The organism is Eubacterium xylanophilum ATCC 35991, assembly GCF_000518685.1.
Lineage (GTDB): Bacteria > Bacillota > Clostridia > Lachnospirales > Lachnospiraceae > Eubacterium_F > Eubacterium_F xylanophilum.
The window spans coordinates 179,868-202,057 of the sequence record NZ_JAEB01000001.1; the positions used below are offsets into that span (position 1 = coordinate 179,868).

Annotated in this window: 17 protein-coding genes and 1 riboswitch; of the genes, 12 read left to right on the top strand and 5 right to left on the bottom strand. The window is 40.1% G+C overall.

Annotated elements, in window-relative coordinates; genetic code table 11:
• Positions 1–134: 134 nt before the first annotated feature.
• The 4 genes from L877_RS0100810 to rpsI all read left to right on the top strand — a co-directional run bounded on the left by L877_RS0100810 (position 135) and on the right by rpsI (position 3,462).
• Complete coding sequence (locus tag L877_RS0100810) at positions 135–2,195, top strand: GGDEF domain-containing phosphodiesterase (RefSeq protein ID WP_026834475.1); 2,061 nt, start codon at positions 135–137, stop codon at positions 2,193–2,195.
• 25 nt (positions 2,196–2,220) lie between these two features.
• On the top strand, positions 2,221–2,436 hold the full coding sequence (locus L877_RS0100815) for a hypothetical protein (protein ID WP_026834476.1): 216 nt from the start codon (positions 2,221–2,223) through the stop codon (positions 2,434–2,436).
• A gap of 183 nt (positions 2,437–2,619) precedes the next feature.
• Entirely contained in the window at positions 2,620–3,048 is a 429-nt protein-coding gene (gene rplM, locus L877_RS0100820; RefSeq protein ID WP_026834477.1) for a 50S ribosomal protein L13, read from the top strand.
• A gap of 21 nt (positions 3,049–3,069) precedes the next feature.
• On the top strand, positions 3,070–3,462 hold the full coding sequence (gene rpsI, locus L877_RS0100825; protein WP_026834478.1) for a 30S ribosomal protein S9: 393 nt from the start codon (positions 3,070–3,072) through the stop codon (positions 3,460–3,462).
• 351 nt (positions 3,463–3,813) lie between these two features.
• On the opposite strand, the gene L877_RS0100830 is transcribed toward rpsI, so the two are convergent.
• Together L877_RS0100830 and L877_RS14020 are read right to left on the bottom strand one after the other, a co-directional pair.
• Positions 3,814–4,029 (bottom strand): hypothetical protein, encoded by a 216-nt coding sequence (locus L877_RS0100830; RefSeq protein WP_207637208.1) that lies wholly within the window; start codon positions 4,027–4,029, stop codon positions 3,814–3,816.
• Positions 4,010–4,147, bottom strand: a complete 138-nt coding sequence (locus L877_RS14020; RefSeq protein WP_156922950.1) for a hypothetical protein — start codon at positions 4,145–4,147, stop codon at positions 4,010–4,012. The genes L877_RS0100830 and L877_RS14020 overlap by 20 nt, the downstream gene beginning before the upstream one ends.
• A 372-nt stretch (positions 4,148–4,519) precedes the next feature.
• On the opposite strand from L877_RS14020, the gene L877_RS0100840 reads away from it, so the two are divergent.
• The 6 genes from L877_RS0100840 to L877_RS14455 all read left to right on the top strand — a co-directional run bounded on the left by L877_RS0100840 (position 4,520) and on the right by L877_RS14455 (position 12,930).
• The gene (locus tag L877_RS0100840; RefSeq protein WP_026834480.1) at positions 4,520–6,562 is read left to right on the top strand and encodes a hypothetical protein; all 2,043 of its coding nucleotides are present in this window, start codon (positions 4,520–4,522) and stop codon (positions 6,560–6,562) included.
• Positions 6,563–6,587: 25 nt separating this feature from the next.
• Entirely contained in the window at positions 6,588–7,925 is a 1,338-nt protein-coding gene (locus L877_RS0100845) for a dicarboxylate/amino acid:cation symporter (RefSeq protein WP_026834481.1), read from the top strand.
• Positions 7,912–9,081 (top strand): hypothetical protein, encoded by a 1,170-nt coding sequence (locus L877_RS0100850; protein WP_026834482.1) that lies wholly within the window; start codon positions 7,912–7,914, stop codon positions 9,079–9,081. Before L877_RS0100845 ends, L877_RS0100850 begins: the two co-directional genes overlap by 14 nt.
• Before the next feature lie 305 nt (positions 9,082–9,386).
• Positions 9,387–10,703, top strand: coding sequence for a leucine-rich repeat domain-containing protein (locus L877_RS0100855; protein ID WP_026834483.1), 1,317 nt, complete (start codon positions 9,387–9,389; stop codon positions 10,701–10,703).
• A 349-nt stretch (positions 10,704–11,052) separates the two neighbouring features.
• Entirely contained in the window at positions 11,053–12,321 is a 1,269-nt protein-coding gene (locus tag L877_RS0100865; RefSeq protein WP_026834484.1) for a leucine-rich repeat domain-containing protein, read from the top strand.
• A 486-nt stretch (positions 12,322–12,807) separates the two neighbouring features.
• Positions 12,808–12,930: a hypothetical protein gene (locus L877_RS14455; protein WP_278244171.1), complete on the top strand. Its 123-nt coding sequence runs from the start codon at positions 12,808–12,810 to the stop codon at positions 12,928–12,930.
• A 359-nt stretch (positions 12,931–13,289) separates the two neighbouring features.
• Here the strand turns inward: L877_RS14455 and thiC are convergent, their stop codons facing one another.
• The 3 genes from thiC to thiE form a co-directional block, all read right to left on the bottom strand.
• Positions 13,290–14,597, bottom strand: coding sequence for a phosphomethylpyrimidine synthase ThiC (gene thiC, locus L877_RS0100875; RefSeq protein ID WP_034784731.1), 1,308 nt, complete (start codon positions 14,595–14,597; stop codon positions 13,290–13,292).
• Between the two features lie 23 nt (positions 14,598–14,620).
• On the bottom strand, positions 14,621–15,427 hold the full coding sequence (gene thiD, locus L877_RS0100880) for a bifunctional hydroxymethylpyrimidine kinase/phosphomethylpyrimidine kinase (RefSeq protein ID WP_026834486.1): 807 nt from the start codon (positions 15,425–15,427) through the stop codon (positions 14,621–14,623).
• 81 nt (positions 15,428–15,508) lie between these two features.
• On the bottom strand, positions 15,509–16,147 hold the full coding sequence (thiE, locus tag L877_RS0100885; RefSeq protein ID WP_026834487.1) for a thiamine phosphate synthase: 639 nt from the start codon (positions 16,145–16,147) through the stop codon (positions 15,509–15,511).
• Between the two features lie 52 nt (positions 16,148–16,199).
• Positions 16,200–16,306: riboswitch (TPP riboswitch) on the bottom strand.
• Positions 16,307–16,746: 440 nt separating this feature from the next.
• Here thiE and L877_RS0100890 point away from each other — a divergent pair.
• A complete protein-coding gene (locus L877_RS0100890; protein WP_084554717.1) occupies positions 16,747–20,334 on the top strand; it encodes a S8 family serine peptidase in 3,588 nt (1,195 codons plus the stop codon).
• A gap of 26 nt (positions 20,335–20,360) precedes the next feature.
• On the top strand, positions 20,361–22,079 hold the full coding sequence (locus tag L877_RS11620) for an outer membrane protein assembly factor BamB family protein (protein WP_051437591.1): 1,719 nt from the start codon (positions 20,361–20,363) through the stop codon (positions 22,077–22,079).
• Positions 22,080–22,190: the final 111 nt, after the last annotated feature.

The window sequence follows — 22,190 nt, forward strand, 5'->3', positions numbered from 1 at the left end:
GATTAGGCATGCCCCCAGAGGGACTTGCTCCGTTCCCAAGCGAGCTACGGGGCATGCCTATGTGAAAAAAGAGGATTTGGCATGCCCCCGGAGGGACTTGCTCCGTTCCCAAGCGAGCCACGGGGCATGCCTATGTGAAAAAGAAGGGTTTGGCATGCCCCAAGAGGGGAAAAAACTTGATTGAGAAAGGACTGTCTATGAAGAAGAATAGTAGAGAAAAAAAGTTTAAAAAGATTAAGAAAAAACATATCTGGCCATCAATTGTTGGACTGATTCTGGTTACGATTGTTGTGGCTGTTTTGTCTGTAGCAAGCATGGCTCTTATAAGTGAATATATGCTTTTTGCAAGTGTTGAGAGGGAGTATGCGAGTGCGGAGAGCTTAGTGGAACTGTGGTCTGCAGTTGATAATTCCAATCCTAAAAAAGTAGATGAGCTTGTCAAGGGCAAGGTGGAGGCATATGTTGTCAGGGACGATAAGAAAAATATAGAGTATTCGTTCGGAGATAACACATGTGAGATGGACCATGAGTTGATGGTTTATACTACGGACAAGGGGGAGATTTTGCTCTATAAAGACAACAAAACTCTTGGTTTTGACAGCGACGGAACATTTGAATTGCAAAAGAGTATTGATGATTTTGTGGGATTCCAAGAGGGCAAGATTAGTATAGAAAAGAACATTATGAATCCCAATGCTATTTTTCGCGTAACCCCATTTTGGATTTCGATTTCTTCAGGGAAAAGGGAATTTTTGGTTAAGTCTTATGTTGGATTGTCTTATCCGGCTATCCTCCTATTGGCGCTTCTAGCAGGTATTCTTTGTTTTTTAACTATAGTGATTTATGTCGCTTTAGTGGCAGGGATTGTCAGAAGAGTAATAGATAAAAACAAGATGGTGGGACTTTTCCTCACGGATGAAGTAACCAGAGGTTATAATTGGATGGGATTTGTCATAAATAGCGGACAAATCCTAAAGCGGAAGAAAAATAGAAGAGCTAATTATGCAATAATTGATGTGAATTTTATTAACTATAGATACTTCTGCATGTGTCATTCCGTAGCTCAAGGCGAGGAAATTCTCCAGAAAATGAGTGGTATAATGCGAAGTATGGCAGCCAAAAGAGAGCTTGTTGGTCACTTTGCATCCTCAAACTTTGCTATCTTATTAAGATATGAAGATTTGGAGGAGTTAACCAAGAGGCTTAAGAATTTGACTGCAAAACTTGAAAGTGTTGATACAGAGCACAAGTTTAGTTTTCACATTGGAATAAAGCAGATAAATGATCCGAAGTTTGAGAATGACAGTAGAAAGCAGTTAATTGATATCGAAAAAGAGTATAACGATGCAAGTACTGCTACAACCACTTTGGATGGTAGTGATGAGTCGGGAATAGCATTATTTGATAATAAGCTTGTCGAGGAGCAGAAGTGGATAGAAATAGTCAATGCAAATCAGCAAAAAGCATTGGAAAATGAAGAGTATAAGGTGTTCTATCAACCGAAATATGAACCAAAATCAGGGGAGCTTCGAGGAGCAGAAGCTCTGATAAGATGGATTTCTCCTGAGTTTGGCTTTGTCTCTCCGGGAAGAATAATTCCTATTTTTGAGAAAAATGGTTTTATAACAGAGATAGACCACTATATGATAAGACATGTGGCAAAGGATCAAAAGCGTTGGTTGGACATGGGACTACCTATAGTTCCTGTATCAGTAAATGTATCAAGGGCTCACTTTATGGAGCCTGATCTGGCAGAGCAGATTAGGGATATAGTAGATGCAGAGGGAGCACCACATGAATTTATAGAACTTGAGCTCACGGAAAGTGCATTCTTTGATGATAAGAATGCGATTCTAAATACCATAAAAAAACTTAAGAGTTTTGGATTCGCAGTTTCTATGGATGACTTTGGCTCGGGATATTCATCTCTGAATTCCTTAAAGGATCTTCCGCTAGACGTTCTTAAGCTTGATGCGGAATTCTTTAGGGGGGATGTGGACAATGATAGACGCGAGATAATAGTATCTGAAACAATTAAGTTAGCAAAGAATCTCAGTATGAGAACTGTGGCAGAGGGAATAGAAGTTAAGGAACAGGTAGAGTTTCTCGCTCAGATGGGGTGTGATATGATACAGGGGTATTACTTTGCTAAGCCAATGCCAGTGGAGGAGTATGAGGAGAAGATGAATCTATAAACTAGAGTGAAAGGAATCGTGAAAAATGGATAATAGATTAATTGACAAGATTGCTAAGTATGGTTTAGCTATATCAAGCGGAATTGGTGTAATAATGTTCTCATCTGCAATAGTATGTGTACTTTTTCATAAAAGTCGCTATGTATTGTATTGTTTGTTCGCAGGAATTGTTGCACTGGGAATAGGTTTGATTGTATTTTTTATTACATATACTATAAAAAGAAAAGATTTATTAAACTAAAAAAACACTTGACAGACTCTCAAGACTAGTGTACAATAATATGGTGTGACAAAACGCATAAGTTTCTATGTGGTCTAGCCCGGCTGCTAAGATGCTTGTTTTGTCGGAGATCTACTGTTTCGGACATTGCAGGAAGATTTCAATGAAAATATAGTAATGTAAAACTAATAGGAGGTTTCCAGGATGAAAAGTTATATGGCAAGTCCATCCGATGTGGAAAGAAAATGGTATGTCGTAGACGCTGAAGGAAAGACTTTGGGACGTCTCGCATCAGAAATTGCAAATGTTTTAAGAGGCAAGAATAAGCCTATATATACACCTCACATTGACACAGGTGATTATGTAATCGTTGTTAATGCTGAGAAGGTTGTAACTACTGGTAAGAAGCTTAACCAGAAGATTTACTATCATCATTCAGATTATGTTGGTGGTATGAAAGAGACAACATTGAAGGAAATGCTTCAGAAGAAGCCTGAATTTGTTATGACTCATGCAGTTAAGGGAATGCTTCCAAAGGGACCTTTGGGACGTCAGATGCTCAAGAAGCTTCATGTATATGCTGGCCCAGAGCACAATCATGCTGCACAGAAGCCTGAAACATTGGATATTTAATTCTGAAAGGAGGATATAACATTGGCTACAGAGAGATATTATGGAACTGGTAGAAGAAAATCAAGCGTTGCAAGAGTATACCTTGTACCAGGTAATGGTAAAGTAACAATTAATAAAGTAGATATGGATGAGTTCTTTGGACTTGAGACATTGAAGATTATCGTTCGTCAGCCACTTGAGGCAACAGGTATGACAGATAAGTTTGACGTACTTGTTAATGTAAAGGGAGGCGGATTTACAGGACAGGCTGGAGCAATCCGTCACGGTATTGCTAGAGCACTTAATGCATATGATGCAGACCTTCGTCCAACTCTTAAGAAGGCAGGATACCTTACACGTGATCCTAGAATGAAAGAGCGTAAGAAGTACGGCCTCAAGAAAGCTCGTAGAGCTCCACAGTTTAGTAAGAGATAATATATTATATATTTTTGTGATTTACTCCAATAAAATAATTATGTTTACCAAAAAGGTCTTCCGTGTTATCGCGGGAGGCCCTTTTTTTATTGGGAAACGCATATTGCTGGTCTTACTCACGCCGTTCGTAAGACAATAAACGCATATTGCTAATCTTACTCCCTACGGTCGTAAGACAATAATCGCATATTGCTGGTCTTACTCACGTCGTTCGTAAGACAATAAACGCATAGCGCTGGGGGGTGTTGCACCAGCGGTTGAACGTCTTTTACGGAAAATTTCTTGGATACTCTCTTTTTTGCCGTACCATGCTCTCTTATTCAATCACTCGTTCAGCAATTCTATCTCCATTTACGGAAATTTCTTTGAATTTCTTAGTTTTTTCCGTACTTCTTCTTCTACTTGCATTCTCTGTTCAGCCCATTTTTTAAAGAATACGGCTAGATTTCTTGTTCCCGCCATTCTAGCCGTACTGACCACCAAAAATGTCGTGACACAGTTCCCCCAGTTTCCCCTCAGTACGGCTAGATTTCCTGCTCCCACCATTCTAGCCGTACCGCCCCTCAAAATACCGTGACACAGTTTCCCCAGTCCCCCTCAGTACGGCTAGATTTCTTCTTCTCGCCATTCTAGCCGTACTAACCACCAAAACCACCGCATCACCCTCTCCCCCGCCAGCTCTCACGGCCCTTCCTCCCCCGATATAAACTTCATAACAAAATACAAAATGGCAGAACTGGGACACATTTATTTCCTTTGAGAGCCGCATAAATTTTAAAAAAGTTAAAATGGCTTTTCAACAGGGCTTAGATAAGTGCGCCTTTTTCTGGAATACATGCTTGTTATCAAAAAAATTAGGATAATTCCCTTGATTTTAGACTAAAAAAGGAGCTGCACACTAACGATTTTTAATCTTTAATGCGACAGCCCCAATTCTTGCAATAAACAAATCTTATTACATACGATAATTTTTAAGGATTAGACAAAGTAAACCGTTGGGATATATAATTAGTCAAGTGATCACGAAAGATAAAATAAAGAGAGGAGAACAATCAATATGAGAAAAAATATAAAGAATAATATTAAAAGAGTAACGGCGGCTTTTGCTTTGGCAGGAATCCTATCAGGGAATCTGGGAGTACAAAGTGTAGATATCAAGGGTGCGGAGAACGATGCAAAACAATTTCCATGGTCAGTTACCAAACAGGATACAACCGGAAATTATATAGTTGATTCATATGGAATAAAGAAAGAAGATAATATTATTAGGGAGTTGACACAGGAGAGATTGTTGGATTTGGTCAACTCAAAGGGTGACTATTATATTATATTTGGTGGACCTGAGAAGAGCTCAAGTAAGAGTATTGTTCCGGAACTTTCTAAGCAGGCCAAAGAAAATGGAGTAAAAGAAATTTATGAATTTGATCCTGTAATTGACGGGTATCAGTTGGATGTAAGTGACAAGAATTCTCCATTTTACGGGAACTATACAACAGTAACAGGAGGAGATGGATCAAGGCATCTTGAGAAAAACTCTGTTTACCAGATTTGGGAGAGTGTGGTTAAGAACTTCCCTGACGGAACATTTTCCGAATATACTTCAGATGACACGCTTGTATTGCTGCTTCACAATGATGGAAAAACAAAAGCAGTTACAGACAAAGTTCTTGTTAAGAATGATGTAGAAGTTGACGCGAGCAAGGAAGTGAAGGAACTAATTCACGGCGGTAGTGAAAGCGGAGCTGTTGTGAAGGGTGATACTCGTTCTGATTTTGACTATTATCAGAGAGTATGGAATGCGAGTGCTTCGTATATTGAGAATACAAGATATGAGGCCGCTGCATTGAAGGCACAGGTTGACGGTGGAAAGAGAATTGGAACGAATGTAAAGCTCTTCGAAGATTCTGATAAAGATGGTTTTGCACTCAGACAGGTGACATTTAGAGAGTTAGTTGATATTTTGAATTCACCTGGTGAGCATTATGTATTCTTTGCATTGTCATGGTGCCACAATACACAGGCGATTATCTCTTCAGTTCAGAAGAAGGCAAAAGCAAATGGAAAGACAGTATATGTATATGATCCACAGATTGGTAATCAGTTAATCTGGAATGACGATTATACAGAAGTTAAGGGAGTTAGCTCAACTTTTAATTCCAGAACAAGCGTGACTGGAAGTGTAAAGCTTGGTGCAGAGTCCGTTGATGATGCTAAGGGAAGTAACAATATTAGTTATTTATATGGTGAACTTGCAAAGAATTACTTCGGAGAATTTATTACAGAAAATAATTCAAAGAAGAATAATAGCATTAGTTATTATCCAGATGGAGATATTACCAAAGAGCCAACTCAGGTTAAGCCATGGGATCAGGCTAATGATGGGGAAGTAAATAGTGCAATTAGACTTCAAATTCCATTTTTGTTTGAGTATAATAAGGCGGCTGCAAAGCCTATTACAAAGCAGTGGATTCACAAGAATGCTGCGAATGATGGAACATATACTGAGTACATGTTAGAGCTTGCATGGGTTTGGGCTACAGATCCTGCCAAAGCTTATTCAGAAAAGCAAAAGGCAGCAAAGGCAAAGCCAGAAGCTCAGAGATCTGAGGAAGAGGTTGATCTTACCAAGGGATTAATTGATGGCCTTAGCTATGTAGAATTCGGTCAGGAAGCTTTGAAGGAGTTGTCTACTGTTCTTGGAAGCAAGGGAAATGTTTCCCCAGCTGAGCCAAGCTCACCGGTTGAAAAGAAGGCTGATGAAATTAAGAAACCTGCAGCAACTAATAATACAGCAAAAGCAAATGCAAAGACTAGCGCAAAAGCACCAAAAGCTCCTAAGATTACAAGTGCTAAGGTGAAGAAAAACAAGCTTGTGATTAAGTGGAGCAAGGTTAAGAATGCTAAGGGATATGTAATTTACAGCTCTTCAAAGAAAGCTGGTAAGTATAAGAGTATTGCTAAGGCATCAGCAAAAGCTACCAAAGTGACTATTAAGTACAACAAGCGCACAAAGTTTGTCAAGATCAAAAGCTATATTAAGTCTGGTAGCAAGAAGGTTTACTCTGGATACAGCTTAGCCAAAAAAGTTGTAAAGAAATAGTTTATAGAGAATGAGGTGAAGTGATATGAGTATAGATTGGCTCTCATTTGCCGCACTGGCAACGGTTATAGCGCTTTTTGCAGTAATATTTATATTGAGAAAAAAGAAGGTTAACTTTACATTATTGATTTTGGGAACACTTGTAGCGGGTGTTGTAGTAGGAATTATATTTAGTGGACATACATCATATATTACACCAATAGGAAAGATATATGTCAGCGTATTAAATGCAATGGTTATTCCTATTATCAGCATATCGATAATCAGCAGTGTCACTTCACTTTCAGGAGTAGCACAGTTAAAGGGGATTGGACTTAAGTCCATCCTCTGGCTGTTAACCACGACGCTCATAGCGATAGTATTGACAATAGGATTGGGACTCACATTTGGTGTAGGTAAAGATTCATATTTGTCTATAGAGGGAGTAGATGCATCTTCATTTACAAATAAAGTTACTTCTTTTTCGGAAGTAGTAGTGAATTTCTTTCCGAGAAATATAATTAGTGATATGGCGGATGAGAATACAATTCCGGTAATCCTATTTGTATTATTGATCTCTGTTTCATATGTGCTTGTTGCGAACAAGAATCCTGAGAAAGTTAAGCCATTTAAGGATTTTGTGGAGGCGGCTAAGGAAGTTATATTCAAAGCACTCTCAATAGTAGTTCGCCTCACGCCATATGCAGTCCTCTCTTTGATTGCAACAAGCATAGGAAATGGAGTAAACAAGAAGGGAATGCTATGGTCGCTCGTAGTATTATTAATTGTATCATTTATCGCATTTGTAATCGATACATGGGTAATTAATGGTGCATTAATTAGTTTGTTTACAAATTTAAATCCGATCTATTTTTTTAGGAAAATATTCCCAGCGCAGGTTATCGCGTTCTCAACCCAGTCAAGTGCGGGAACATTGCCGGTATCACTTGATATTCTCAAGAATAAAATTGGTGTAGATGAGAAAGTGGCAGATGTAACCACACCTCTTGGAACAACTATTGGAATGCCAGGTTGTGCAGGAATCTGGCCGGTTATAATTGCTATTTATGGAATAAATGGTCTCGGGATTAACTTCAGTGCCAGTCAGTATGTGCTTTTAGTGGTAGTATCATTGTTTATATCACTTGGAACGGCGGGTGTACCTGGAACTGCTACGGTAACAACAGCAAGTCTACTGACTATACTGGGACTGCCTCTTGAACTCATCGTCTTAACTCTTCCTATTTCGTCTATTGCAGACACGGGAAGAACAGCGACAAATGCGACAGCGGCTATTGTATCTGCGACATTGGTTGCTGCAAGTGAAGACGAGATTCATGAAGTTGAAGATAAGGAATGGAGGAAGGAATATGCTAAGATTTAATAGAATATTGAGAATTGCGTCGATAGCCCTGTTTGCTGGAACGCTGACTATTGCAATACCTCAGTTTAGTAGAGATGCCAAAGCGATAGTATATGAGGATTGCGATCTTGATGGATACGATGATGCAACCGGTGCATCAATGCCTTGGATAGGATTTGATGCAACCAAAGGTGATGAAATTCCTTCGGATTGGGATGGAAAAACCATATACGGAAGCAAGGCTGAGTATAGAAAAGCTCATGAGAAGAAAGAGCAGGTTAAGCAAGAGCAATCTCAATCATCATCTGAGAAAAATGTTCAGCAGACAACATCATCTCAGAAATCTTCTTCAAAGACTGTAGAAAAAAAGACTGTTACAAGTGTGAAGAAGAAATCAGGAACAGCTACCAAGGCGGATTCTAAGAGTGACAAGAAAGACACAAAAAAGTCGGACAAGTCAAAAATCAAAGAATCCAAGAAAGCGGATTCCAAGAAAGATAAAGCTAAAGACGATAAAGAGTCCAAATCAAAGAAAGATGATAAGGATTCAGAAAAATCAGACAAGAAAGATAAAAAAGCAAAAAAAGAGGAGAAGAAAGCAGCTAAAGCTGATTCTGAGAAGGAAGAGAAAGATTCCGGAAAGGCCAATGAAGAAGTGGAGGGCAGCACGGGCGCGGATGAGGAATCAGCAGAAGAGCCAGCTGCGGTAGTAAGTGATGATACTTCAGAGAATTCTTCGAGTTCGGATGGAATCAAGTTAACGGTTAGGGAGTCGGATGGAAGCCTTATTCATGCAGGCGGAAATCTCACAATAACAGGTGAGGGCACTGAGATCGAGGGAACAAAAGTGTCTTTGGAACTTAGATCGGATAATAAGATTTCTCTAGGTGAGGTTGTTGTGAATGACGACGGAATATTTGAATTAAATGCTCAAATACCGGAAAATCTTGAGCCCGGCGAACATGAAGTTGTGGCAATAGTAGACGGACAAGATATTGTCAGCAACAAAATCCAAGTTGGAAGAAAGGGTGTTGAAACGTTTGCAGAGGCATTCTTAGTTGGCTTTGATGGAACCAATGCCGGATTTGTTCCTGGGTTGTTAATACTCATAACTCTTGGAGCTTTGTCAGCTGTTGGATATATTGTTGGTGGTGTAGTGAAAAAAGATAAGAAGTAGATAGTATAAAGTCAGGAGTCATTGTGTGAGTGACTACCTGACTTTTTTTGGAAACGCATATTGCTGGTCTTACAAGCTTTGCTTGTAAGACAATTTTTGTGAATCGCATAGCGCTGGTCTTACTCACGTCGTTCGTAAGACAATTTTTGCTAATTGAGACAAGTAAAAAAAACAGATATGCCATTTTATTGACTAATATTAGTGTTATTATTACTAAGGGTGTAATGGTGAATTGTATGCATCTGTAAGTGTTTATCCTCAGGGAACAGAGTGGGATACAATCAAGTAATTAAGGAGTATAATTAATGAAAAGAGAGAGTAAACTTAAAAACACTATATTAGTTATAGCATTGCTATCAATATGTGCATGCAACAAAGAACAAGTGGGAAACACTGTTGCTACGAGTAGTGCAGCAACTAATAAGGTATATAATGCAGAAAATGTGGTTACTAGTAACGTACCGACAATAAATCCCACATCAGAGCCGACAGAAAAGCCAGAGCCAACTCCGACGGTTAGTCCAATATCAGTGAAGACAGTAAAACTCAGTGATGAAGTGACAATCAAAGTCGAAATGGGCGAAAAGGAGTGTTCAATTTGCAAGATCACTGCGAAAAAATCATGCAGGAAGATTGTAATACCAGGAAAGGTTGATGGCAAACCTGTAACAAAGATAGAATACGAGTACAGATGGCAACCAATTGAAGATAGTACTTATAACATTTTTGGCAAAGAGAATAATAACAGTGATGTGGAAGAAGGAACACCAGAAGATTGGTATGAAGCCAATAATAAAAATATAGAGGAGATTATTCTTCCGGATTCTATCAGAAGAATTAAAGGATATTCTTTTATGGGACTAACAGGACTAAGGAAAATAAAGTTACCAAAAAATCTCGAAAAGATTAGCACAAGAACATTTGCAAGATGCTCTAGGCTTACAAGAATTGATATTCCAAAGAAATGTAAAAAGTTTGGAATGGGTGCATTTATATTGTGCTCAAATTTAAAGAGAATTCATATCCAAAAGGGAAACAAAAACTATGTAGAAATAGGAGATTGTATTCTCAAGAGAGATAAGATGTATATGTATACATTTGCCAATTTTAAGAAAAACATAGTTATTCCTAAAGAAGTAAAAGGTTTTTGTGGAGATTCCTTTAACTACTTTAAGCCAAGTACAATTACGCTTTCAAAGAAGAATAAATACCTGAAAATGAGGAGTAATTGCTTATATGAGAAGAAGACAGGAAAACTTGTTTTTGTAAAATCAAACTCCAAAAGGGAAGTAAAGGTACCGAATGGAGTAAAAGTATTAGGTAAAGAAATAGCAGTAGTAGGCTATGTGAATAAGATTACTCTCCCGAAAACTGTAAGGGTATGGTGTGAACAGTGGGCAAGGCATATGTATACAGAGCATGGTAATACAGAATCGACAGTGATTGTTGTTAAAGGTAATAGAGTTCCAAGATTTAAAGGAAATGGATATGTAGTTATACCAATAGGTGTTGAATTTGAATTCAAAGAAAAAGTTGCTAGAAAGTATAATAAGTTGTTTAAAAAACACGGATGCAGAATAATAAAAACAAATCAGAATACGTACTATTCTGATTTGAAATAATTGGAAACGCATATTGCTGGTCTTACAAGCTTTGCTAGTAAGACAATTATTAATCCAATTTTTTCTCAAAAAGTACTTGACATTATATATAATGGTTTAGGCAAGTGTGCGCATGCACACAAATAATAGAGAAAAATGGAGATTATAATCATGTAAAAAAAAGCATTCCGTTTACCTAGGATAATCAGCGTGAGGATGCGACATACAGACTTTTGGGATTAAAAAGATACATGAATTCTGCCGGGGAAAGTGAAGATAAATACCTTGATATGTATGGTTCTGTAAGCGTAACTCCATTTGGAGATACACCGGATACAATAAAGTAGTTATTTTATGGAGGATTAAGATTATGCAAACATTTAAAAGATATGCAATGAGTTCGTTAGTAGTGCTTATTGTAATTTGCGCTTGTGGGAAAGCGGAAAATCATATAACAGAAGCTGCAGATAGTATATTGCCAAGACAGACGGAAGAAGCAAAAGAATTAGTAGCACAGCCAGTAGAGGTTAAGGATATATCACTTAATAAAGATGTTATATTAAAAGTAGCTGTTGGCTCAAAGGGATGTTGTATTCGTAAAATAACTGCCAAGAAGTCTTGTAAGAAACTCGTTATTCCGGGAAATATTGAGGGCGTGCCTGTTACTAGTATTGAACATACTAGCAACAGTACAGCTGCGCCTGACGATGATGAAGATGACGACGGTCTTTCAATCAATATTTTTGGTGTGATGAATAATAATAGTGATTGTGACGGAGCTGCGTCTACAGAGGAATTAATGCATGCCAATAATACAAATATTCAGGAAATTGTACTTCCAGATTCAGTTAAAACTATAGCAAAATCATCATTTCAGGGCTTGACAGGATTGAAGAAAATTCATCTGCCGAAGCAATTAAAAGAGATTGAGGATTACACATTTGCAAGATGTTCTAAATTAAAGAGAATAGATGTTCCGCAAAATGTTTCTAAGATTGACATAGGAGCTTTTTGGCTCTGCAAGAGTTTCAAAAGATTGCATATAAAATCTGGGAATCAGTTTTTCTTGGAAAAAGGCGATGTGATACTGAACAAATCAGATTATTCGATGTTTATGTTTTCAAAGAAAAAGAAGAATGCTGTGATTCCCAAAGAAGTGAGAACGGTTGGACGGAATGCTTTTAATTTCTTTGAGCCTAAAACTATAAAGGTTTCAAAGAAAAACAAATATATAAAGCAAAAGCAAAATTGTATATATGAGAAAAAAAGCAAAACCCTTGTTGCCGTTAAAAGTGACAAGAATAATGTTGTAAATATTCCCAAAGGGATAAGAACTTTGGGGAGTGAAATTTGTTGTATTGGATTTGTTGATAAAATTATTATTCCTAAAAGTGTAAAGTACTGGTGTGAGTATTGGTATTATAATATGTACAACGATAGTTCTAGGAGTAGAAGATGTATTATTTATATTAAGGGGAAAAAGACTCCAACTATTATAGGTGATGGGGAAAAAGCAATACCATGGGACTATGCGTACAAATTTAAAAAGAATTACTTTAAATTGTTTTATAAGTCATTTAAAAAAAATGGCAGAAAGCTTAGATGGAGTAAAGTATTTAAAGCATATGTATGCGAATAATGCCCATTATTAAGATTTTTAGAGAGTATAAAACAAGAGCAGCATATCCTGCTCTTGTTTTATAGCAATAAAAATAAATGTGGCTGTCGCACTAACAATTAAAAAATTGTTAGTGCTCAGCTCCTTTTTGCAGGCTAAATTAGGGAGATTTTATTAAAATTCTTTGTTAATTGAGGAGTGAGGGGCATGCCTATTTGAAAAAGAAGGATTTGGCATGCCCCGAGAAGGGGAGAGACTTGTTCGAGAAAGAGTGAGGGGCATGCCTATTTGAAAAAAGGGGATTTGGCATGCCCCGAGATGGGAAAAGACTTGATTGATAATGCGTGAGGGGCATGCCTATTTGAAGAAAAAGGTTTTGGCATGCCCCGAGAAGGGGAGAGACTTGTTCGAGAAAGAGTGAGGGGCATGCCTATTTGAAAAAAGGGGATTTGGCATGCCCCGAGATGGGAAAAGACTTGATTGATAATGCGTGAGGGGCATGCCTATTTGAAGAAAGAGGTTTTGGCATGCCCCGAGAGGGGGAGAGGCTTGATTGATAAGCGTGAAGGGCATGCCTATTTGAAAAAAGAAGATTTGGCATGCCCCGAGAGGGGAGAGAGACTTGAATGAGCCTTCTGCCTGAATACTTTGATTCATACGATATCTCAGCTTTTTCGAAGCCTGAGATTTTATTGGAAACATCGGAATCGCATGGCGCTGGTCTTACTCACGTCGTTCGTAAGACAATAAACGCATATTGCTTGTAAGACAATTATTTTTTTGGAGGAATGTCAGCACTAGATAAGTATAATAATTGTCTTACGACCACAGGGAGTAAGACCAGCAATATGCGTTTCCAAAAAAACAGGAAGAGGCCAACCAGAGAGAGACTTCAATGCGCATGCATTGCGTCTCGAGTCGGTTAGACTCTTCCTGTTTTTAGACTGTCTTAGTGCGACAGCCCCCATGATTATGTAGATTAACTTGTTTTACAATATATCAATATATTCACCGGATAACGCCTTATTCATGCTTCGAACTGCACAGAATTTTCCGCACATACTACATGCTTCAGAGTGGTCATCTTCTGGAAGTCTGTCGTCGCGGATTGCCTTGGCTGTTTCAGGGTCAAGGGCGCATTCGAACTGAGCATCCCAGTCGAGGTTTCTTCTGGCATCGGCCATTTTGTCGTCAATATCTCTTGCATGCGGGATTCCCTTGGCGATGTCCGCTGCATGGGCAGCGATTCTTGAAGCGATGATTCCCTGCTTAACATCGTCTACGTTTGGAAGTGCAAGGTGTTCAGCTGGTGTAACATAGCAGAGGAATGCTGCTCCGTTCATAGCTGCAACTGCGCCGCCGATAGCAGAAGTGATATGGTCATATCCAGGTGCAATGTCAGTTACAAGAGGTCCTAGAACGTAGAAAGGAGCTCCCATACAGATTGTCTGCTGAACTTTCATATTTGCTGCGACTTGGTCTAGTGGAACATGACCTGGTCCCTCTACCATTACCTGCACGTTGTGGTCCCATGCGCGCTTTGTGAGTTCGCCGAGGCGAACAAGTTCTTCAATCTGGCATACATCAGTTGCGTCTGCAAGACATCCTGGTCGACATGCATCTCCGAGAGAGATGGTTACGTCGTGCTTTTCGCATATTTCGAGGATTTCATCGTAGTACTCGTAAAATGGGTTTTCCTCCCCGGTCATGCTCATCCATGCGAATACAAGTGAGCCACCACGACTTACGATATTCATTTTTCTTTTGTGTTTTTTAATTTGTTCAATAGTCTTTCTAGTGATTCCACAGTGAAGTGTGACAAAGTCAACACCGTCTTCTGCGTGAAGTCTTACTACATCTACGAAGTCCTTAGCTGTTAGGGTTGCAAGGTCTCGCTGGTAGTGGATAACGCTGTCATATACAGGTACAGTTCCGATCATTGCAGGACACTCGCTTGTGAGTTTCTGTCTGAACGGCTGCGTATTTCCATGGCTAGAGAGGTCCATAATCGCCTCTGCGCCAAAGTTTACTGCATTCATAACCTTCTGCATCTCGATGTCATAATCCTTGCAGTCTCGAGATACGCCAAGGTTTACATTTATTTTGGTTCTGAGCATAGAGCCCACGCCTTCTGGGTCAAGAGATTTGTGATTTTTATTTGCCGGAATGGCAACTTTTCCCTCGGCGACAAGCTTCATGAGCTTATCCACATCCATATATTCTTTCTTTGCAACAGTTTTAATTTCTTCGGTGGCAATACCCTTGCGCGCCGCATCCATTTGTGTAGTGTAATTCATTTTTTTCCTCCATATACTTATAATTATTTTGTAAAGTAACCATTAATATCAAATCCATGGTTTATCGGACCACTGCCCTTTCCAAGATCCAGACCGGATGAAATGGCTTTGGAAATATACGTTTTTGCTCGCTCTATTGCTTCGGATAAATCATAACCCTTTGCTAGGTTTGATGCAATAGCTGATGACAGTGTGCATCCTGTCCCGTGAGTGTTGGGATTGTTGATTTTTTCACCGGAGAACCAGTGGACTTCACCGTCTTTGGTGAGAAGTAAGTCGTCACAGGCATCTTCGCTTAGAGAATGTCCTCCCTTACAAAGTACGGAACAGCTGTACTTTTGTTGGATTTGCTCAGTTGCTTTTGTTAAATCGGCTTTTGATTTAATACTCATGCCTGAGAGTGCCTCGGCCTCCGGAATATTTGGAGTGATAACTGTTGCCAGTGGAAATAATTCGTCAGACAGAACTCTGACGGCCTCATTGTTTATGAGAGATGATCCGCTAGTGGCAACCATGACTGGATCGACTACAACGTTCTTTGCTCCATACTTCCTGAGTTTATCTGCAATCACTCGTATTAAACTCGCCTCAGAAACCATCCCGATTTTAACTGCATCGGGGAAAATATCTGTAAAGATACAGTCTAACTCATCGGCCAAAAAATCGTCGGTGGCATTGAGTATAGACGTGACGCCCGTCGTATTTTGAGCAGTCAATGCTGTCACTGCGCTCATGGCATATACGCCATTTGCTATCATTGTTTTAATATCTGCTTGAATACCGGCGCCTCCGCTAGAATCACTTCCAGCGATTGTTAATGCTGTTCTCATATAAGAATCCTCCTATTCTTAGCATTAATTTTATATAGCGGCAGAAGGTGGTGCCCCCAATCTGTCGCATCTAACACTAGACTATAAGACAGTCTGTGTTATAATCTTTTTTAATTCTCTTGTTGACTCTTCGATGTTTGGCATGCCATAGATGGCACTTATTGTCGCAATTCCGCTTATACCATTGCCCTTTAGTTGCGGAATATTATCCTTGGTTATTCCGCCTATTGCAGCTACGGGAATTGAGACGGTTTCGCATATTTTGCGAAGCATCTCATGAGTTATTGGAAGTGCATCTTCTTTAGAACTCGTGGGAAAAACTGCGCCGACGCCAAGGTAGTCAGCCCCCATCTGTTCGGCGGCAATTGCCTGCTCGATAGTCTTGGCCGTTACGCCTATAATCTTGTCTTTGCCGAGAATCTCTCTTGCCTTTGAAGCTGCCATATCGCTTTGTCCCACGTGGACTCCGTCAGCGTCGACTTCTGCAGCGATGCTTATATTGTCATTTATGATAAATGGTACGCTGTATTTCTTGCAAAGATCGCGAAGTGCTTTGGCTTCTTGGAGAAAAGCCGCTTCATCTAGATTTTTCTCACGGAGCTGAATCATAGTAGCTCCACCGCGAAGACTCTCTTCTACAACCTCTGTTAGAGGACGGTTGCCCAGCCAATGTCTATCGGTGATAGCATATAGTAAGATTTGCTCTTTTGAACAATTCATAGTCTTCCTCCATAAAAAAAACTCGCTGAATCTATGATTCACCGAGAGATAATACTAAAACTCTATATCTCCCTACGCTGGCATTATCCAAGTCAGGTTTAAGGGTCCGAGCTTTCATCTCGTTCTCAGCCTGTCTCACAAGCTCCCCTGATGTTATAATAAATTGATAAAAATATGGAAAAGGCACGGAGAGTGCCTTTTCCTGTGATGAGTTAGCACGTCAATGTGACGTCGAAGGAGTGACATCACATCAACAAAAGGAATATACAAAACCCCTTAAGCTTTTATGTCATTCGGCAAAAGCCGATGTCATCCGGTTGGAAACGCATATTGCTGGTCTTACTCCTTTCAGTCGTAAGACATTTCCTATGTAATTGTACCAAATCTGAAGTGATTATGCAAGGGGAAACTGCGTACTTTCGAAAAAAGTGTATTCGTGTTTCGATATAAAGGGATTGCAATTTGCATATTTCAATAACAAGCAACTGAACAATCACTCTGTCAAAATAATCTGAAATTATACAGGTTGATTTTAGTGTCTTACGCAAGTATAATATAATAAGGGAGTTCTATAATCAACTTGAAAGGATTGGAAAATTATGAAGAGGAGAATAGTGGGTGTCATGTTGGCGACTGCGCTTATGGCACAGCAATTTGCAGGCGGAATATTTTACCTTGATAAGAGAGGGACGGCAGTTAAGGCAGCTGAAACTTCATCAGAATGGTATGAAAACATCGATGAAATGATAAATGGTCAGAGATACGTGGAGGGCGAGGTGATTGCCCGAATTAACAAGACGGAGAGTCGCTTTCTCAGAAAATCAGCAAAGAGTTCATATAAAACTAAAAAATTATATGAATTAGAGGGGGATAGTGAGCAAAAGCTCTTATCGGAAGACGGCACAGCAACTACAGAGATAGTCAATATAAGCGACTCTACCAAGTCTACCAGGGAGTTGTTGGAAGAGTTGGCGGAAGATGATTCGGTGGTATATGCTGAGCCGAATTACAAGTTCAGTGCGGAGAGTTTGGCAGATGCGTCACCGGATCCAAGAAATAGTGGAAGCAATCTCAACACGAGAGATTTTAGAGATATGCAGTGGGGGTTTGGCGGCAGAGGTTTTCACAGTGGTGAGGATAATTATTCTATGAATATTCCTAACTGGGGTGGCGAATCAAACATGGATAATGAGGTTGTCGTTGCCGTAATGGATACGGGAGTTGACTGGACCCATTCGGATTTGACAGACAGAATGAAGACCTTTAGCAAGGAGCAGCAGGAGAAGCTTGGATGTGCTGAACATGGATACAAGACTCTGGCGACTGATCAGTCAGTTGTGGATGATCCTGGTTATGTTCACGATGTGATTGATTCTCACGGCACGATGGTGTCTAGTGTAATTGCCGGAAAATGGGATGAAAAGGGAATTAGCGGTGCTGCTTCTAAGGCAAAGATAGTTGGTATTGAGCTGGAAATCACGCCGGAATTCAGTTTGGCCAGTATTCTCGACGGATTTTCGTTTGTCAAGAGGGCGAACGAGGCCGGGATTGATATAGATATTATGAACAATTCCTGGGGATATGAATGTTCTTCTAGAGCTGTGGAAGATGCTGTCAGAGATTTGGGAGCTAACTATGGAGTTTTAAATGTTTTTGCTGCAGGAAATGAAATGATGCAGGGTGATGGAATTCCAAATGTGACTAGTAAGTTTTATGACAATCCATATGTGATTCGTGTGGGAGCTTCAGATATTGATGGAAAGATGGCTTATTTCTCAACTTATGGTAAGACATATGCTGATGTTTTTGCTCCGGGGCAAGATATACTACTAGCTAATAACAATTCTAAATCATCATATAATGTAGATCTGTCGCCGGTTGAGGAAGCATACTACTATGGCGCAGATGACGACAGGCCTGTCCCTTTTGAATTATCAAATCCTGATGGGAAAAAGGTTAAGGTTGAAATCAGCGATAAGGTTTCAGCTCAAGGCGGTAAATCCTATCATATTTACTCTGATGAGGGGGATGCAGAGGTGATACTGGTTTCGAAACCGGTAAATATAAGCGACATTATCAAGGGGAAATTGACAGATAATAAACTCACCTATTGTTTTAGATATAATGATGCCAAATCGAGGTTTGTAAAGTGCGAAGTAAAGGATGTAGATGGTAACTGGATTCAGGTATATGGCGGAGATGCGTATATATCGGATACAGCTTTTGTCCGCGTGTACAATAAAATCATAGATGTGGCGGATCTGGAAAATTTTCAGTATCGCATGAGCTTTAAGAATGTCGGAGGCAAAGACGGCGGTATTTACATGGATTCCATAGGCATAGCGACGTCTTCTTCGAACTTTACCATCAATTCCGGAACCAGTTTTTCAAGCCCTGCCGTTGCCGGCGCTGCAGCTATCTTCAAATCTCGCAACATGTCAGCAACTCCTCAGGAACTCAAAGCAGAGATAGTGGGTCATACTCGGAATATTTCTGACTTGAAGGAGTGTTGTGCAAGTTCTGGAATTGTGGATTTTGCAGTCCCTGACGAGGAAATTTGTCCGTGCATATCTGAAGTGGAAGTTGTCGGTGACAAGCACATAATCCGCGGTTTTAACTTTGGAAATGAAGAGGGAAAAGTTGCAATTGAATCAAGCAGTGGCCAAAAGTACAGGAAAATTTTCAATAGTATAGAAAAATGGTCCGACAAGGAGATAATTGCCAAGACGGATGGAAGTCCGGCAGGCATGCTGAGAATTTCTGTGACAAGTGCCAACGATAGAACTTATGTAAAGCAAGTTTATGCGGGAAAAAGCGATAAGTTATTTGAAAAAGTTCTCTCAAGTCCTGTCAAAGAGGATGGAGATACGTATTTCACAGCCAATGGTCCATTGATTCCAATGAATGATAAGATTTATTTTATGCAGTTGGGATCAGAGTATGAGTTTTCTTTTTACTGTGGAAGGATCTGGGAGTATGATATCAAGACCGATCGATGGTCTGAGCCAACCAAGCTTCCCGAGGCGCTGGCTGATATATCTGCCGTGTCATGGCAGGGAAAAATAGTATTTGAAGGCCGAACTATGACCAAGGATACCAGAGGATATGTGTGGGACGACTCTCCTGAAGAACATGTATATATATATGATCCTTCAAGTGGTGGATTCGATCGCCTTGATTCAACGGGATTGGCCGATGGAGCTTCCGTGATGACATTTGATAAGAAGCTATATATGTTTGATGGAGACAAGGCGATAAAGAATTATGGAATTGATACCGGACTCGGAGATACTTATGTTGAGATCCCACATTATGCATACAATCCTAAGTCGGTAGAAAGCGATGGAGCTATGTATGTGTTTGGTAGTTGCCCATGGAACAATCCAAACCTAACCATAGCAAAAATTGAAAATGGAAAGTATGTAGAAATGAATGAGATAGGCTTTGATTCTGATATGCTTAAACACAATTATAATCAATACTTCTATGACTCCATATCGGTATGTACTATAAAAGGCGGATTTATATATGCAGGTCCCGGTGAAAATGGAGATTATACTAGTATATGGAAGTATACGGCTGGAGTTTTTGAACCGTTTTCCAAGCAATTAGGGGATGAATATGTATATGATAAGGCAGTAACCAGCTATAAGGGCTACCTCTATGGTCTGGCATCGGATGATGATTGTCAAGGGGGGATAAGCTTCAGGGCAACAGCTGTTGATACTGTTCAAGTCGAGGAGACTTCGGCTCCGACTGCCACGCCTAAGCCGGTTGCATCGTCTAAACCTACTTTGGCTCCTAAGGCGACGGCAACACCGGTTGCAAAAGTGCAACCTAAGACGACTGCATCGCCTAAGAAATCTTCTAAGAAGAAAACCACCAGCAAGTCTACTAAGAAAACCACCAAGAGAAAGGCGAGTAAAGTTAAGTTGTTGGTGAAGAAGAAGAAAGTTGCCATGGGCAGCAGTTATAGAATTAAGCTTCGAAATAAGTATAAGCAGCCTATCGCCTACTATTATTCTAAAAAATATAAGAAACTTGGGATAAAGGTGAAGAAAAATGGTCGAATATTTACATCGTCTGACATTACGCCGACGGGAACGTATAGTTTTACCGTCAAGGCTAAAAAGACCAAGAAGTATAAATCCAAAAAATTTAAGTTTAGGTTGGAAGTTATAGAATAATATGGGCTGGATAAGAGGAGATAGGCATGAAAAAGATAATTAAAATAATAGGGATCATATTGGTTGTTGTAGCTATGGGAATAGGCGCTTTGTTTACGGTGCTCTTCACCGTTGGAAGAAACAAAGCCGGAAATGCTGACTTGACAGAAGAGACTAAATCTCAGGAATCTGACAATGCTGCTCCGGAAAGTGAGACAGAAAAACAGTTGATTGAAAATTTCGAAGTTTCACATACCAGCGAAACGATTCCATCGAAGATGATGGAGTTTACGGAGGTCAACGTCGGCGGAAAAAATGTGAAGAAGTACCACTCAGCGAATGATATAACATTCGGTGCACCATCTGCCTACAGCGACTTGGAGGGAGTTATAACTTTTCGAGGAAACAACTTCAGAGACAATCCCACATTTGGCGAGGCGGAGATGAAAAAGTACCAACTCAAGCCCCTTTGGAATGTGGGTACGGGATCAATGAGGGTTGGAGAGGCATATTGGAGTGGCAACGGATGGACAGGACAACCCCTTCTTGCGCACTGGCCCAGAGAAACTAAAAAGCATATGAAGATGAAGAAATGGGCCAAGGAAGATGATAATCTTGTTGAAGCTATATATGCCAGCATGGATGGAAACATATATTTTCTTGATATTAAGACAGGAAGAGCTACAAGAAAACCTATGAAACTTGGATTTGTATTCAAGGGTGCAGGTGCTCTTGATCCAAGAGGATATCCTATCATGTATGTAGGTGCCGGCTACGATAGTGCCAAGGGGACAGCCAGAGCATTTATCATAAATCTTGTGGATTGCACTGTGATGCATGAGTATGGTAGTGTGGATCCGTTTTCCCTGAGAGGGCACCTCAGTTACTTTGACTCCTCCGCCTTGGTGGATGCTGAGACCGACACGTTGATACAACCCGGAGAAAATGGAATTCTGTACTTGATAAAGCTCAACACTTCCTATGATAAGAGCACGGGTAAGCTCTCCATAAATCCGAAAAATGTAGTAAAGTGGCGCTACAAAGGAAAGCGAAACAACACGCAGAACTACTGGGTGGGCATGGAGGACAGTGCGGCTATATATGGAAACTATCTTTACATAGCAGACAACGGTGGAAATCTCATGTGCCTTGACCTCAATACCCTGAAGGTTTGTTGGGTTCAGGACATAGTAGATGATTCTAACTCCACGCCGGTTTTGTCAGTAGAAGAAGGCAAACTCTACTTATATATAAGTACATCATTTCATCTGGGATGGAGAAGCAAGACTACTGCGAAAGTACCTATATGGAAAATCGATGCCTCCAACGGCAAAGTTATATGGAAGAGAGATTATACGTGCTCATCTGTGGATGGTGCATCTGGTGGAGTTCAGTCGACTATTGCCTGCGGAAAGAAGTCTTTGGATAAGTATATATATGTAACAGTTAGTCGAACCAAGGGGACGGGCAGGGGTGTCCTTGCCTGCATAGACAAGGCGACAGGTAAAATAGTCTGGGAGCAGGAGGGCCCCTACAGTTGGTCATCTCCTGTATGCGTATACAACAAAGAGGGGAGCGGTGGAAAAGACATGGTGGTCTATGCCCGCTGTGATTCGAAACTAATAATGGTGGATGGACTGACTGGAGAAACTGCCAGCGAGTTGAGCCTTGGAGGTGGCAACGTGGAAGCGAGTCCGGCTGTTTATAACGATACTTTGATTATTGGAACACGCGGATGTAAGATATATGGAATTAAACTTGGCTAAAATAAAAGTCAAAAAAAACTTGCAATTGAATAAAAAGTATGATATTATTGTAAATGGACTTTGTCGCATTGCGCTCTTTTTGCGCGATTTTATAATCTTTCTAACCCAAAA